The organism is Kitasatospora purpeofusca, assembly GCF_034043715.1.
GTDB classification, from domain to species: Bacteria; Actinomycetota; Actinomycetes; order Streptomycetales; family Streptomycetaceae; genus Kitasatospora; species Kitasatospora purpeofusca_A.
On record NZ_JAXCLC010000014.1, the window covers coordinates 76,525 to 90,327 of the forward strand.

The 13,803-nt window shown below is 73.3% G+C and carries 12 protein-coding genes; 4 read left to right on the forward strand and 8 right to left on the reverse strand.

Annotation, left to right across the window (positions count from 1 at the left end; genetic code table 11):
• Window positions 1-8 precede the first annotated feature (8 nt).
• Genes sufC through SM793_RS10405 form a run of 5 tightly spaced genes read right to left on the reverse strand, consistent with a single transcriptional unit; the run spans window position 9 to window position 4,666 of the window.
• Entirely contained in the window at window positions 9-773 is a 765-nt protein-coding gene (gene sufC / locus SM793_RS10385; RefSeq protein ID WP_320437798.1) for a Fe-S cluster assembly ATPase SufC, read from the reverse strand.
• A gap of 6 nt (window positions 774-779) precedes the next feature.
• The gene (locus tag SM793_RS10390) at window positions 780-1,097 is read right to left on the reverse strand and encodes a bifunctional 3-phenylpropionate/cinnamic acid dioxygenase ferredoxin subunit (RefSeq protein WP_030394948.1); all 318 of its coding nucleotides are present in this window, start codon (window positions 1,095-1,097) and stop codon (window positions 780-782) included.
• A gap of 5 nt (window positions 1,098-1,102) precedes the next feature.
• Window positions 1,103-2,335 carry a Fe-S cluster assembly protein SufD gene (sufD, locus tag SM793_RS10395; protein WP_320437799.1) on the reverse strand — a complete coding sequence of 411 codons (1,233 nt, stop codon included), beginning with the start codon at window positions 2,333-2,335 and terminating at the stop codon, window positions 1,103-1,105.
• Between the two features lie 60 nt (window positions 2,336-2,395).
• Window positions 2,396-3,811 (reverse strand): Fe-S cluster assembly protein SufB, encoded by a 1,416-nt coding sequence (gene sufB, locus SM793_RS10400; RefSeq protein ID WP_320437800.1) that lies wholly within the window; start codon window positions 3,809-3,811, stop codon window positions 2,396-2,398.
• Between the two features lie 9 nt (window positions 3,812-3,820).
• The gene (locus SM793_RS10405) at window positions 3,821-4,666 is read right to left on the reverse strand and encodes a helix-turn-helix transcriptional regulator (RefSeq protein ID WP_320437801.1); all 846 of its coding nucleotides are present in this window, start codon (window positions 4,664-4,666) and stop codon (window positions 3,821-3,823) included.
• Window positions 4,667-4,830: 164 nt separating this feature from the next.
• Here SM793_RS10405 and SM793_RS10410 point away from each other — a divergent pair, with 164 nt between their 5' ends.
• A complete protein-coding gene (locus tag SM793_RS10410) occupies window positions 4,831-5,757 on the forward strand; it encodes an ABC transporter ATP-binding protein (protein WP_320437802.1) in 927 nt (308 codons plus the stop codon).
• 41 nt (window positions 5,758-5,798) lie between these two features.
• Window positions 5,799-6,518, forward strand: coding sequence for an ABC transporter permease (locus tag SM793_RS10415; RefSeq protein WP_320437833.1), 720 nt, complete (start codon window positions 5,799-5,801; stop codon window positions 6,516-6,518).
• A gap of 257 nt (window positions 6,519-6,775) precedes the next feature.
• On the opposite strand, the gene SM793_RS10420 is transcribed toward SM793_RS10415, so the two are convergent.
• Window positions 6,776-7,336 carry a hypothetical protein gene (locus tag SM793_RS10420; protein WP_320437803.1) on the reverse strand — a complete coding sequence of 187 codons (561 nt, stop codon included), beginning with the start codon at window positions 7,334-7,336 and terminating at the stop codon, window positions 6,776-6,778.
• 388 nt (window positions 7,337-7,724) lie between these two features.
• On the opposite strand from SM793_RS10420, the gene SM793_RS36370 reads away from it, so the two are divergent.
• A complete protein-coding gene (locus SM793_RS36370) occupies window positions 7,725-8,114 on the forward strand; it encodes an endonuclease domain-containing protein (RefSeq protein ID WP_413815917.1) in 390 nt (129 codons plus the stop codon).
• 21 nt (window positions 8,115-8,135) lie between these two features.
• Here the strand turns inward: SM793_RS36370 and SM793_RS10425 are convergent, their stop codons facing one another.
• Both SM793_RS10425 and SM793_RS10430 read right to left on the reverse strand, forming a co-directional pair.
• Window positions 8,136-9,032 (reverse strand): CAP domain-containing protein, encoded by an 897-nt coding sequence (locus SM793_RS10425; RefSeq protein WP_320437804.1) that lies wholly within the window; start codon window positions 9,030-9,032, stop codon window positions 8,136-8,138.
• A 181-nt stretch (window positions 9,033-9,213) separates the two neighbouring features.
• On the reverse strand, window positions 9,214-12,240 hold the full coding sequence (locus SM793_RS10430; protein ID WP_320437805.1) for an AfsR/SARP family transcriptional regulator: 3,027 nt from the start codon (window positions 12,238-12,240) through the stop codon (window positions 9,214-9,216).
• 133 nt (window positions 12,241-12,373) lie between these two features.
• On the opposite strand from SM793_RS10430, the gene SM793_RS10435 reads away from it, so the two are divergent.
• Window positions 12,374-13,792 (forward strand): BTAD domain-containing putative transcriptional regulator, encoded by a 1,419-nt coding sequence (locus SM793_RS10435; RefSeq protein ID WP_320437806.1) that lies wholly within the window; start codon window positions 12,374-12,376, stop codon window positions 13,790-13,792.
• The last annotated feature ends 11 nt before the right edge of the window (window positions 13,793-13,803 follow it).

Below are 13,803 nucleotides of genomic sequence, written 5' to 3' on the forward strand. Positions count from 1 at the left end.
CGTGGAGGTCACTCGGACGCGCCACCCTTCACATAGGCCTCGTAGCCCTCCGCCTCCAGCTTGTCGGCCAGCTCGGCGCCGCCGGACTCGACGATGCGGCCGGCCGCGAAGACGTGGACGTAGTCGGGCTTGATGTACCGCAGGATGCGGGTGTAGTGGGTGACCAGCAGGGTGCCCACCTCCCCGGTCGAGCGGACGCGGTTGATGCCCTCGGAGACGACCCGCAGCGCGTCGACGTCCAGGCCGGAGTCGGTCTCGTCGAGGATCGCGACCTTCGGCTTGAGCAGCTCCAGCTGGAGGATCTCGTGGCGCTTCTTCTCACCGCCGGAGAAGCCCTCGTTGACGTTGCGCTCGGCGAAGGCCGGGTCCATCTGGAGGGCGGCCATCGCCTCCTTGACCTCCTTCACCCACAACCGCAGCTTGGGGGCCTCGCCGCGAACGGCGGTGGCGGCGGTGCGCAGGAAGTTGGAGACCGAGACGCCGGGGACCTCGACCGGGTACTGCATGGCCAGGAAGACGCCGGCCCGGGCGCGCTCGTCGACGGACATCTCCAGGACGTCCTCGCCGTCCAGCAGCACCGAGCCGCCGGTGACGGTGTACTTGGGGTGTCCGGCCAGGGAGTAGGCCAGGGTGGACTTGCCGGAGCCGTTCGGACCCATGATGGCGTGGGTCTCGCCCTGCTTCACGGTCAGGTCGACGCCCTTCAGGATCTCCCGGGGGCCGTTCTCGGTCTCGACGGAGACGTGCAGGTCGCGGATTTCAAGGGTAGCCATGTGTACTCAGGACTCCTGGTTGACGGAGACGAGCACATCGTCCCCTTCGATCTTTACGGGGTAGACAGCGACCGGCCGGGTGGCGGGCAGGCCGGAGGGCTTGCCGGTGCGCAGGTCGAAGCTGGAGCCGTGCAGCCAGCACTCGATCATGCAGTCCTCGACCTCGCCCTCGGACAGCGAGACGTTCGCGTGCGAGCAGATGTCGTTGACGGCGAACACCCCCTCGTCGGTGCGGACCACGGCGACCGGTACGCCGTTGAGGTCGACGCGCTTGGGCACGTCCTCAGCCAGTTCGCTCAGCGCGCAGGCGCGAAGGAAGCTCATGGGTGTCAGACCGTCGCTTCCAGCTCGGCCTCGATCTTCTCCATGAGGTGGTCCTGGATCTCGGCGACACCGATCTGCTGGACCAGCTCGGCGAAGAAGCCGAGCACCACCAGGCGGCGGGCCTCGTCGGCCGGGATGCCGCGGGAGCGCAGGTAGAAGAGCTGCTCGTCGTCGAAGCGGCCGGTGGCGGAGGCGTGGCCGGCCCCGACGATCTCGCCGGTCTCGATCTCCAGGTTCGGCACCGAGTCGACCCGGGCGCCGTCGGTGAGCACCAGGTTGCGGTTGAGCTCGTAGGTGTCGGTGCCCTCGGCGGCGGCGCGGATCAGCACGTCGCCGATCCACACCGCGTGCGCGTCCTGGCCCTGCAGCGCGCCCTTGTAGACGACGTTGGAGCGGCAGTGCGGGGTGTCGTGGTCGATGACCAGACGGTGCTCGAGGTGCTGGCCGGCGTCGGCGAAGTAGAGGCCGAGCAGCTCGGCCTCGCCACCGGGGGCGGCGTAGTTGACCCGCGGGTGGATCCGGACCACGTCGCCGCCGAAGGTGACGACGACGGACTTCAGCGAGGCGTCGCGGCCGACCAGCGCGGTCTGCTGGGCGACGTGCACCGCGTCGCGCTCCCAGTCCTGGACCGAGACGAAGGTCAGCTTGGCGCCGTCGCCGACCAGCAGCTCGACGTTGGCGGCGCGGGTGCCGGTGCCGGTGTGGTTGATCACCACGACGGCCTCGGCGAACGGCTTGACGTCGACGACCACGTGCGCGAAGCGGGTGCCGCCCTCGCCGTGCACGTCGATCCGCACCGGTCCGGTGAGCACCGTCTCCTTGGGGACGGTGACCACGAGCGCCTGCTCGAAGGCGCTGAACGCCTGCGCGGCGACCCGGTCGACCGGCTTGCCGGCCTTGCCGAGGCGGGCGTCGTCACGGCCGACGGTCTCGGCGGTGACCCCCTCGGGCAGGCTCAGCTCGACCTTGTCCTCGCCCTTCTCGGCGGCGGCGGCGGTGCCGTCGTGCAGGCCGCCGAGGCGGTGCAGCGGGGTGAACCGCCAGTCCTCCTCGCGACCGGTGGGCACCGGGAAGTCCGCGACGTCGAAGGACGGCGCGACCGCGACGCGCGCGTCGATCGGCTGGCGGACACTGTCCCGTCCGGTGCCGGGACCCGCGAGCTGGGCGCCGGCACCGGCGGTGCCGACCTCGATCGAACCGGCGGTAGTGGAGCCGGAGTTGTTCTGGACGTCAGCCATGGCTGTTCGTTGTGCTCTCTTCCTCAAAAAAGTGTCGACGGACGGCGGGCGGTCGGCGGGTCAGCCGACGGAGCCCTCCATCTGCAGCTCGATCAGCCGGTTCAGCTCCAGCGCGTACTCCATCGGCAGCTCGCGCGCGATCGGCTCGACGAAGCCGCGGACGATCATCGCCATGGCCTCGAACTCGGTCATGCCGCGGCTCATCAGGTAGAAGAGCTGGTCCTCGCTGACCTTGGAGACGGTGGCCTCGTGGCCCATGGACACGTCGTCCTCGCGGACGTCCACGTAGGGGTAGGTGTCCGAGCGGGAGATGGTGTCGACCAGCAGGGCGTCGCAGAGCACGTTGGACTTGGCGCCCTTGGAGCCCTCGCCGATCTCGATCAGGCCCCGGTAGGAGGTCCGGCCGCCGCCGCGCGCCACCGACTTGGAGACGATGTTGGAGGAGGTGTTCGGCGCCATGTGGACCATCTTGGCGCCGGCGTCCTGGTGCTGGCCCTCACCGGCGAAGGCGATCGACAGGGTCTCGCCCTTGGCGTGCTCGCCCATCAGGTAGACGGCCGGGTACTTCATGGTGACCTTGGAACCGATGTTGCCGTCCACCCACTCCATGGTCGCGCCCTCGTACGCCACGGCGCGCTTGGTGACCAGGTTGTAGACGTTGTTCGACCAGTTCTGGATGGTCGTGTAGCGGCAGCGGCCGCCCTTCTTGACGATGATCTCCACGACCGCGGAGTGCAGCGAGTCCGAGGAGTAGATCGGCGCGGTGCAGCCCTCGACGTAGTGGACGTAGGCGTCCTCGTCGACGATGATCAGCGTCCGCTCGAACTGCCCCATGTTCTCGGTGTTGATCCGGAAGTAGGCCTGGAGCGGGATGTCGACGCGGACACCCTTCGGCACGTAGATGAAGGAGCCGCCGGACCACACGGCCGTGTTCAGCGCGGCGAACTTGTTGTCACCGGTCGGGATGACGGTGCCGAAGTACTCGCGGAACAGCTCCGGGTGCTCGCGCAGCGCGGTGTCGGTGTCCAGGAAGATGACACCCTGCTCCTCCAGGTCCTCGCGGATCTGGTGGTAGACGACCTCGGACTCATACTGGGCGGCGACACCGGCGACCAGGCGCTGCTTCTCCGCCTCCGGGATGCCCAGCTTGTCGTAGGTGGCCTTGATGTCCGCGGGCAGGTCCTCCCAGGACTCGGCCTGCTTCTCGGTGGAGCGGACGAAGTACTTGATGTTGTCGAAGTCGATGCCGGAGAGGTCGGAGCCCCAGGTCGGCATGGGCTTCTTACCGAACAGCTTCAGGCCCTTGAGACGCAGGTTCAGCATCCACTCGGACTCGTTCTTCTTCGCCGAGATGTCGCGGACGACGTCCTCGCTGAGCCCACGCTTGGCTCCGGCGCCGGCGACGTCCGGGTCGGCCCAGCCGTACTCGTAGTTGCCCAGGCCGTCGAGCTCGGGGTGCGAAACGGTGTCAGTCATGCGAGCTTCCTAACGCGCGGACGCTGAATCTTCGGTGGACGTACCGGCAGTCGGCGCGGCATCGGTGTCCCGGCCCGCGGCGGTGCGCGGGGCGGGCGACGATGCGGCACCGGATGCCGGCACATAGGTCGTGCAGACCCCGTCGCCGTGGGCGATGGTGGCCAGCCGTTGCACATGGGTACCCAGCAACCGGGAGAAGACCTCGGTCTCCGCCTCGCAGAGCTGCGGGAACTGCTCGGCGATGTGCGCGACCGGGCAGTGGTGCTGGCAGAGCTGGGCGCCCGCCGGGGCCTGGGCCGCGGCGGAGGGGACCCGACGCACCGTGGCAGCGTACCCGTCGGCACTGAGCGCCTGGGCGAGTGCCTCGGTGCGCTCGCCGGCTCCGGCGGAGCTGAGCGCCTCCCCGTACTTCTCCGCCTGCCGGCCGAACCGGGCCCGGGCGAAGGCGGCGACCGCCTCCTCCCCGGCCTTGCCGCCGCCCACCGCGTCGGAGATCCAGCGCAGGGCGTCGGCGGCGAGCTGGTCGTACGCCTGGTAGAAGGCGTCGCGACCGCCGTCGGTCAGGGCGAAGACCTTGGCCGGACGGCCCCGGCCGCGGCTGCCGTAGACCCGCTGCTCGCGGGACTCGACCAGGCCGGCGGCGGTCAGGCCGTCCAGGTGACGGCGGACGGCCGCGGTGCTGAGACCGAGCCGGCTCGCCAGGTCGGCGGCGGAGGACGGGCCGTGGTCCAGGATCGACCGGGCGACCCGGTCCCGGGTGGCCCGGTGGCCGTCCAGCAGCACCTCGGTCGCCGTCGCGGGCACGGCGCAGCCGGGGGCCGACTCGGCCTCCTGCGGCGTGGAGTGCTCGCGCATGTTTTTCACAACACCAGTGTTGCGTAATTACTTCCGACAGGACAACCCGTGATCCAGGCCTCACCCGTGGCATTTGTCACGCAGGTTAGCCTTACCTGACCTGCGGGAATGATCACCAAACCCGGTGTCGGGGCCATCCGTTGGCCCCTCTTAGACTCACAGGCATGCAATCCGAACCCGCGGTCCAGATCACCGGGCTGGTCAAGCGCTACGGCGAGAAGACCGCGGTGGACGGTCTCGACCTGCGCATCGACCGGGGCACCGTCACCGCCGTGCTCGGCCCGAACGGCGCCGGCAAGACCACCACCGTCGAGATGTGCGAGGGCTACCGCCGCCCCGACGCCGGCACCGTCCGGGTGCTCGGCCTCGACCCGGTCGGGCAGAACGCCGAGCTGCGCCCCCGGATCGGCGTGATGCTCCAGTCCGGCGGCGTGTACGCGGGCGCACGCGCCGTCGAGATGCTCCGGCACACCGCGAAGCTGCACGCCCACCCGCTGGACGTCGACGCGCTGGTCGAACGGCTCGGCCTGGGCTCCTGCGGCCGTACCACCTACCGCCGGCTCTCCGGCGGCCAGCAGCAGCGGCTCGCCCTGGCGATGGCCGTGGTCGGCCGCCCCGAACTGGTCTTCCTGGACGAGCCCACCGCCGGCCTCGACCCGCAGGCCCGCCGCGCCACCTGGGAGCTGGTCCGCGACCTGCGCCGGGACGGCGTCACCGTGGTCGTCACCACCCACCACATGGACGAGGCCGAACAGCTCGCCGACCGGGTCGCGATCGTCGACCGGGGCCGGGTGATCGCCGGGGGCACCCCGGAGGAGCTGTGCCGCGGCGGCGCCGAGTCGAGCGTGCGCTTCGACGCCCCGCCCGGGCTCGACCTCACCACCCTGCTCAAGGAACTGCCCGAGGGCGCCACCGCCGCCGAGCCCTCCCCCGGGAGCTACCGCATCGAGGCGCCGGTCGACCCGCAACTGCTCGCCGCCGTCACCGCCTGGTGCGCGGCCTCCGGCATCCTCCCGGAGCGGCTCGCGGTGCAGCGCCGCAGCCTCGAAGACGTCTTCCTCGACCTGACCGGACGGGACCCGCGCTCGTGACCGACTACTCCCCCCGCCCCGGAGCGGCACCGGTCGGCCGGATGCTGCTCGCCCAGACGGCGTTCGAGACCCGGATGCTGCTGCGCAACGGTGAGCAGCTGCTGCTCACCGTGGTCATCCCGACGGTGCTGCTGGTGCTCTTCTCCGCGGTGGACATCGTCGCCGTCGAGGGGCCCGGCAAGCGGGTCGACTTCCTCGCGCCCGGCCTGCTGGCGCTCGCCGTGATGTCGACGGCGTTCACCGGCCAGGCCATCGCCACCGGGTTCGAGCGCCGGTACGGGGTGCTGAAGCGCCTCGGCGCCAGCCCGCTGCCGCGCTGGACCCTGCTCACCGCCAAGACCGGCTGCGTCCTGGTGACGGAGGCACTGCAGGTGGCCCTGCTGTCGGTGATCGCCCTCGCGCTCGGCTGGTCCCCGCAGGGCGACCCGCTCACCGTGGCGGCGCTGCTCGCCCTCGGGACCGCCGCCTTCTCCGGCCTCGGCCTGCTGATGGCCGGCACGCTCAAGGCGGAGGCCACGCTCGCGGCGGCCAACCTGGTGTTCATCCTGCTGCTGCTGGCGGGCGGGGTGGTCGTGCCGCTGTCGAAGTTCCCCGCGGCGGTGCAGTCCGTCCTGGAGCTGTTGCCGATCGCCGCGCTCTCCGACGGCCTGCGGTCCGTCCTGCAGACCGGCGCCGGCGTGCCGTGGGCGGACCTCGGCATCCTGACCGCCTGGGCCGTCCTCGGCCTGGCAGCCGCCGCCCGCTTCTTCCGCTGGGAGTAGTCCCTCCGCACGAAGGCGGCCCCTCGGTTCACCCGAGCCGAGGGGCCGTTGCCGTACTCGGCGGGGGCCGCCCGTGCGGCGCCGGAAGTCGGCCACACCGACTTCCGGCGCCACGGGGGCGGTACGTCGAGCTCACGACGCGACCCGCCGCGCTCCACCCCCGAGGGGAGCGCGGCGGGCCGAGTGTGCGGGGCGGGTGGATCAGCGGATCAGTGGATCAGTGGATCAGTGGATCAGTGGATCAGTGGATCAGTGGATCAGCGGAGCATCCAGCGCTGGGCCGGGTCGGCGGGGTCGCAGGAGGTCACCGTGGTGGGCTGCGCGACGCCCTTGGACGTGAGGCACTGCCAGGTGGCCAGGTCGCGGATCAGGTACCAGCCGCGGTCCTCGTCGGCCAGGAGCCACTTCTGGTTGGCCGGAATCCCCGCCCCGGCCGGGTGGTTGAGGCCTTCCCAGCCGTCAGGGGTGTCCCAGAGCCGGACGGTGCCCGAGCGGGTGTCGAGGTCGGCGACCTTGCCCTCGCCGCCGTGCGAGATGGCGGTGGTGCCGTCGCAGTAGCCCCAGAACGACCAGGTCTGGGCGGTGGACTGGTTGTTGGGCGTGTAGACGCCGATCCACTGGCCGTTGGCCTCGTTGTCGGAGGGCAGGTCGAGGACGCCGCCGGCGCCGTTGTAGACCTTCTCGGGGGTGTGCAGGGTGGGCGCCAGCTCGCAGCCGGCGGCGTGGACGGTCGGGGCGGTGACCACGGCCGCCCCCGCGACGGCCGCGACGGCGCCGAGCACGGCGAGGAAACGGCGGGTACGGGTGGGTGTGCTCATCTGCGTTCTCCTGGTGGGGTGGTGTGGAGCGGAACTGAGGTGCCGTACCCCCGGGGTAACGTCGGCCACGTTTCGGGGCACGGAGGCGTGAGGTCGGAAGTGGGGGAGGATTTCTTTGGCTCAGAAGTTGTGCGTCGGTCCGGCGTGTGATCGGCCGGGGACTCGCCGGAGCTTGTGTGCGGCCCATTACGCGCAGCTGCAGCGGGGAGTGCCATTGAGCCCGGTGAGACGCAAGACCGCACGCGTCGCGTGCGGCTACCCCGGCTGCGAGCTGATCACGGAAGCGGGCTCCCTGTGCAAGCCGCATCAGCTCCAGCAGCATCGCGAGGGACAGCTGAAGCCCCTGCGCGTGAATCGGGTAGGCCCTGTGAGCGAGAGCTGTGAGGTCGTGACAGGCGGCGGCCATGCGCCTGATGGCCTGCTCTGCAGGTGCACCGAGTGTGTTCGGGACTACCGCAGGCAACTCCACATCAGGACGCGGTACGGGCTTTCGTGGGAGGAGTACACGGGCCTACTGGAGTTCCAGGGCGGCCGATGTGCCATATGCGGGCGCGCGGAGCCTGGTGGAAAGGGAGTCTGGCATGTCGATCACGATCACGCGTGCTGCCCCAACTCGTCGGACTCGTGCGGACGGTGCGTGCGCGGGATCGTGTGCAACTCGTGCAACACGTTCGGCTTGTCCTGGTACGAGCGGCTCCCGATGGAGCTCCGCACCTTTGATCTCCTGAACGGCTACCTCGCAGAACCGACGGCCGTCCGGTTCCGGAACTCCCGGTAGCGGGGGCCTGGTGGAGGGGGCTCAGGCCTGGCCGAAGGTCTGCACGTAGCGGCCCCAGTTGCCGCGCTGGCGGGGCGCGTAGCCGATGCCGATGTGGTTGTAGGCGGGGCTGAGGATGTTGTCCCGGTGGTGCGGGCTGTTCATCCACATCCGCATGGCCTCGGGCACGCTGTTGCCCGGGGTGACGTTCTCGGCGGAGGCCCGCGAGGTGAAGCCGGCGTCGCGGATGCGGTCCCAGGGGGAGCTGCCGTCGGTGCCGTCATGCTGGGTGAGGTCGTGCGAGGCCATGTCGTTGGCGTGGCGCTGGGCGGCCGCGCTGAGGCGGTCGTCCAGGCGCACCGGCTGGGCGCCGACACGGCCGCGCTCCGCGTTGACGGCGTTCAGCATCTCGGTCCGGAAGTCACCGCCGGGCTGAGGCTGGGGCTGGGGCTGCTGCTGCTGTTGCTGGCCGCCGCCGCTGACGCCCCCGGCCGCGGTGAGCTGCCAGCGCTGCGCCGGGTCGGCGTCGTCCTGCTTGGACAGGGTGAGCGGGGAGCCGGGGGCAGCCGCGGTGAGGAACAGCGCGCCCTCGTCGGCGCGGGTGGTCCGGATCCGGAACCAGTCGTTGTCGACGGCCTCCACGCACCAGTGCTGGTTGGGCCGGTTGTGCTCGTGGTACAGCCAGGCCTGGCCGATGGAGTAGTTGTAGTCCATGACCATGGCCTGGCCGGGGGCGTGCCGGCCCACGGTCAGCTGGGTCTCCAGGAGCCAGCTGCCGCCCTCCTTGGCCCAGAAGGTCCAGCCCTGGGCGATGGTGCCGTTGGAGCCCCAGGACTGGACGGCGGTGCCGGCGGCGGTCTGGCCGGAGCGGACGTCGGCGACCGTTCCGTTGGCGGACTTGAGCGTCCAGGTCTGGCCGTGCTGCGGGAGCGTGGGCATGTCGCGCCTCTCGTCGGTGGTGTCGCCCCGGCCGCACCGCAGCGGTCCGGGGCTTGACGAGAAAGACGGTCCCGGACGGCGGTAGACAGGCGGTCAACGCGCGTAGCGCGGCCTGCGCCGCGTCCTGCTCCCGCCGACCCCGCTAACCCCGCGCGCTAGCCCCGCGCGCTGCTCCCGCGCCTCACTCCAGGGCCGCCAGCAGCTCCCTGACCTGCGCCGCGTCCTCGTCGAGGCCCAGCCGCCCGTACACCTCCAGCCCATCCGCCAGACAGGCCCGGGCCTGGCGCGGGCGGCCCAGGCCGGTGAGCGCGGTGCCGAGGGTGCGCAGCAGGGCGGCCTCCAGGGCGGCGCTGGTGCGGCGGGCGAGGGGAAGGACCGCCTCGGCGGCGTCGACGGCGAGCAGCCAGCGGCCGGCCTCGGCGTGGATGCGGGCGGCGAGGTCGCCGGCCGCGGCCTCGAACACGGTGACCTGGAGGGTGGCGAACTCCGCGCGGGCTCCGGCGGCGTGGGCGAGCGCCGTCTCCGGGTCACCGCACAGCCGCAGCACCCTCGCGAGGTAGTAGCGGCCGGTCGCGGCGGAGACCGGCCCGGAGCCGCTCATCAGCAGGGCGCCGCGCTCGGCGGCGGCCCGGGCCTCGGTGAGCCGGCCGGTCTGGGCGCAGCTGAACGCGAACTCGCCGAGCGCGCTGCCCTCGGAGCGTTCGGCGCCGAGGCGCCGGAACAGCTGCGCGGCCCGGCCGGCGTGTTCGGCGGCCTCGGCGTAGCGGCCGTGGATGCGGGCGTTGCCGCCGAGGGTGAGCAGGGCCTTGGCGAGCACGCGTTCGGTCTGCGCGGCGGAAGGAGCGGCACCGGAACCGGCTGCCGCGGAACCGGCCACGGACGAGCCGGGCACCGGGGAACCTGCCGCCGACGAGCCCGGCACCGGGGAACCTGCCGCCGACGAGCAGAGCTCGACGGCCCGGCGGATCTCCGCCTCCGACTCGGCGTAGCGGTTGACGTGCCACAGATTGGCGCCGCGCAGGTACCGGGCGAGGGCGAGCGCGCCGTGGTCGCCGCGCTCGGCGGCCTCCCGGGCCAGCTGCTCGGCGAGGTCGGCGATGACGGTGGTCTGGGTGCGCTCGGAGAGCACCGCGCCCATCCGGTCGGCGAGTTCGGCGGCCCGGTCCAGCGGCAGGTCCGGATCGGCGCAGCTCAGGGCGATGGCGGCGGCGTGCACCTCGGCCTGCTCGCGCATCCAGCGCACCGCCTCGGAGCCGTCGGCGAAGGCCCGGCCCGGGCGGTGGACGGGCACGCCGAGCAGGCTGAGCTCGACCGGGTCGGCCTTGCGGGCGGCGCGGTCGGCGTTGCGGGCGGTGGCGAGGCAGAAGTCGGTGAGCCGGTCGGCGGCTGCGGTGCGTTCGGCGGCGCCGTCCTCGGCGGCGAGCCGGCCGCGGGCGTAGGCGCGGACGAGGTCGTGGAAGCCGTAGCGGCCGAACCGGGGGGAGTGCAGCAGGTTGAGGTCGACGAGGGTTTCGAGCAGCTCGGCGGTCCCGGCCTCGGGGCGGTCGAGCAGGGCGGCGGCGCAGGGCAGCGGGATGTCGGGCGCGTCGGGCAGGGCGAGCAGCCGGAAGGCTCGGGCGAGTTCGGCGTCGAGGCGGTGGTAGGAGAGCGCGAAGCTGGCTTCCACGGTCCGTTCGCCGTCGCTGAGTTCGGCCAGCCGGTGCTCCTGGCGCAGCCCTTCGGCGAGGGCGGCCAGGGTGAGCGAGGGGTCGGCGGCGAGCCGGGAGGCGACGATGCGGACGGCGAGCGGCAGCAGCCCGCAGGCCCGGACGATCTCCTCGGCGGCCCCGGGTTCGGCGGCGGCGCGCTCGGCGCCGACGATCCGGGTGAGAAGTTCCAGCGCCTGCTCGGGCGGCAGGACGTCCAGGCGCAGCTGGTGGGCTCCGGAGAGCCCGGCCAGCCGGTGGCGGCTGGTGATGAGGACGGCGCAGCCGGCCGAGCCGGGCAGCAGCGGTTCGACGTGGCCGGGGGTTGCGGCGTTGTCGAGGACGACCAGGACGCGCCGCCCGGCCAGCGCCGAGCGGTAGAGCGCGCTGCGCTCCCGGGTGTCCGGCGGGATCTCGGCGGGTGCCACGCCGAGGGCGCGCAGGAACCCGGCGAGCACGGTGCCCGGGTCGGGCGGGGTGCGGTCGGCGCCGCGCAGGTCGGCGAAGAGCTGCCCGTCGGGGAAGCGCCCGCGGATCCGCCGGGCCACGTGGACGGCGAGGGTGGTCTTGCCGACGCCGCCCATGCCGTCCAGGGCGGAGACCACGACGGCCCGCCCGCCGGCGGTGGCGAGGCGGTCGAGAAGGGCCTCGGCCTCCTCCGCGCGTCCGGTGAAGTCGGGTAGTCCGGAAGGGAGTTGCTCAGGCGCCTGCCAGCTCTCGGCGGCGGGCTCGGCGGTCGCGGCGGCGGCGGGCAGCAGGGTGGCGTCCTCGCGCAGGATGCGCAGTTGCAGCGCGGCCGGGCCGTGCTCACCGGGAGGGAGCGAGGCGCGGGCGTCCTCGTACACCGCGAGCGCCTCGGTCTTGCGGCCCGCCTGGTAGAGGGCGCGCATCAGGACGGCCGTGAGCCGGGCCCGCCCCGGGTGCTCCAGGGCCAGCGCGGCGGCCTCCGCCGTCAGGTCGGTGCGGTCGCCGAGTTCGGCGTCCAGTTCGAGCTGCGTCTCCTTGGCCGAGATCCGTTGCTCGGCCAGGCGGGCCCGCACGGACTCGGCGTGCGGCCCGGGCAGGCCGGCCAGCGGCTCGCCGGCCCACAGTCGCCGGGCGCCTCGCAGCACCTCCCGTACCTCCTGCGGCGGCGCGTCCGCGTCCCGCAGCCGGCCGGCCTCGGCCAGCAGCGCGTCCCACACGGCCGCGTCCACCTCGGCCTCCGGGACCCGCAGGGCGTACCCGTCGCCGACCCGCACCAGCGGCATCCGCTGTGGATCGTCCCCGGTGTACGGCCGGAACGCGACACGCAGCCGGGAGACGGCCACCTGGACGGCCTTGCGCGGGTCGGCCGGCGCGGCGCCGCCCCACACGCCCTCGACCAGGACCGCGGTCGCCACCGTCCGCCCGGCGGCGCCCAGCAGGACGGCGAGCACGGCCCGCTGCTGCGGCCGGCCCAGCTCCAGTTCCCGCTCCCCGTACCAGGCGCGCAGCGGCCCCAGCAGCCCGAACCGCAGGCCGGAACCCCCCATGTCAGCCATCTCCCGTCCTCCGAGACTCGTCGGGTGCCGGGATCCCGCCATGTCCGTACGGTCAGTGACGCCGCCGCACCCCGGTCACCTATGCTCTCTGCACAGATTGTGCACCGGGACTCATGGCTTCGAGGGGTGGGGCATGGGGCTCGATTTCCAGTTGCTGGGGCCGCTGCGGGTCCGGCGCGACGGTCGTGAGATCGACCTCGGCAGGCCGCAGCAGCAGGCCGTGCTCGCCGCCCTGCTGCTCACCCCGGGCCAGTTGGTGCCCACCGCGGTCCTGGTCGAGGGCCTGTGGGGCGAGGACGACGCCCGCTGGCCGAAGGATCCGGTGGGTCAGATCGGCACCCACGCGCACCGGCTGCGCCGCGCCCTGGCCGAGCCCGGACTGCTGGTCGCGGCGGCGGGCGGCTACCGGTTGGGGGTGCGGCGCGGCGCCGTCGACCTCTTCCGCTACGAGGACGGGGTGGCGGAGGCGACCGCGTTGCGTCAGCGGGACCCGGTGCGGGCGTACGCCCTGCTGACGGAGGCGCTCGGGACGTGGGAGGGGCGGTGCGCGCTGGACGGCGTCCCGGGCGTCCTCGCCGAGCGCGCCCGGGGGCGGCTGGCGGCGGGGCGGTTCGCGGCGGTGAAGGCGCTGCACGACCTGGACCTGGGACTCGGGCGGCACGCCGAGGCGCTGCCCGCGTTGGACGCGCTGGCGGCCGGGCACCCGCACGACGAGGAGGTGCAGCGGCTGCACCTGCTGGCGCTGTACCGCTGCGGGCGTACGGCGGAGGCGCTGGCGGCCTACCGGGCGCTGTGCGAGCGGCTGGACCGGACGCTGGGGCTGGAACCGGCGCCTGCGGTGGTGGAGCTGGCCGGCCTGATCCGGCGCGGTGAGGTGCCGCTGCCGCCGCGGCGGCTGCCGAGGCCGTGCCAACTGCCGCCGGACATCCCGGACCTGGTCGGCCGGGCGGCGCCGGTGCGGGAGGCGGAGCGGGTGCTGCGGGGGCCCGGGGCGCCGGTCCTGGGGCTGTCGGGCCCCGCCGGCAGCGGGACGTCGGCGCTGGCGGTGCACGTCGCGCACGCCGTCCAGGACGCCTTCCCGGACGGGCAGTTGTACGCGAGCGGCGGCGGGTCCGGTCCGGCGTCGGCGGGGTTCCTGCGGGCGCTCGGGGAGTGGCCGGCGCCGGGTGCCGGTCCGGACGAACTGTGCGCGCGCTACCGGGCCGCGCTCGCCGGGCGGCGGGTGCTGGTCGTGCTCGACGGTGTGGCCGACCCCGCGCCGCTGCTGCCCGGGACACCGGGCTGCGCGGCGGTGGTGGCGGGGGCGGAGCCGGGGGCGCTGCCCGTCGACGCCGTGCGGCTGGCGGTGGGACCGCTGGAGCCGCACGACGCCTACGAGCTGCTGGCCCGGATCGCGGGCGCCGACCGGATCCGCCGGGAGCCGGACGCGGTGGCCGAGGTGGCGGGCCTCTGCGGCCACCTGCCCGTCCTGCTGCGGACGGCGGCCACCCGGCTCGCGGCACGGCCGCAGTGGTCGGTGGCCGACCTGGTCGAGTGGCTCGCCCGCGGGTGAGTACCGGCCCG

Excerpts from the sequence above, each read along its gene's own strand:
- SM793_RS10430 (WP_320437805.1), bottom strand. The coding sequence starts at position 12,240 with ATGGCTGACATGGGGGGTTCCGGCCTGCGGTTCGGGCTGCTGGGGCCG.
- SM793_RS10425 (WP_320437804.1), bottom strand. The coding sequence starts at position 9,032 with ATGCCCACGCTCCCGCAGCACGGCCAGACCTGGACGCTCAAGTCCGCC.
- SM793_RS10405 (WP_320437801.1), bottom strand. The coding sequence starts at position 4,666 with ATGCGCGAGCACTCCACGCCGCAGGAGGCCGAGTCGGCCCCCGGCTGC.
- SM793_RS10435 (WP_320437806.1), top strand. The coding sequence starts at position 12,374 with ATGGGGCTCGATTTCCAGTTGCTGGGGCCGCTGCGGGTCCGGCGCGAC.
- sufC (WP_320437798.1), bottom strand. The coding sequence starts at position 773 with ATGGCTACCCTTGAAATCCGCGACCTGCACGTCTCCGTCGAGACCGAG.
- SM793_RS10410 (WP_320437802.1), top strand. The coding sequence starts at position 4,831 with ATGCAATCCGAACCCGCGGTCCAGATCACCGGGCTGGTCAAGCGCTAC.
- SM793_RS10420 (WP_320437803.1), bottom strand. The coding sequence starts at position 7,336 with ATGAGCACACCCACCCGTACCCGCCGTTTCCTCGCCGTGCTCGGCGCC.
- sufB (WP_320437800.1), bottom strand. The coding sequence starts at position 3,811 with ATGACTGACACCGTTTCGCACCCCGAGCTCGACGGCCTGGGCAACTAC.
- SM793_RS10390 (WP_030394948.1), bottom strand. The coding sequence starts at position 1,097 with ATGAGCTTCCTTCGCGCCTGCGCGCTGAGCGAACTGGCTGAGGACGTG.
- SM793_RS10415 (WP_320437833.1), top strand. The coding sequence starts at position 5,799 with ATGCTGCTCGCCCAGACGGCGTTCGAGACCCGGATGCTGCTGCGCAAC.
- sufD (WP_320437799.1), bottom strand. The coding sequence starts at position 2,335 with ATGGCTGACGTCCAGAACAACTCCGGCTCCACTACCGCCGGTTCGATC.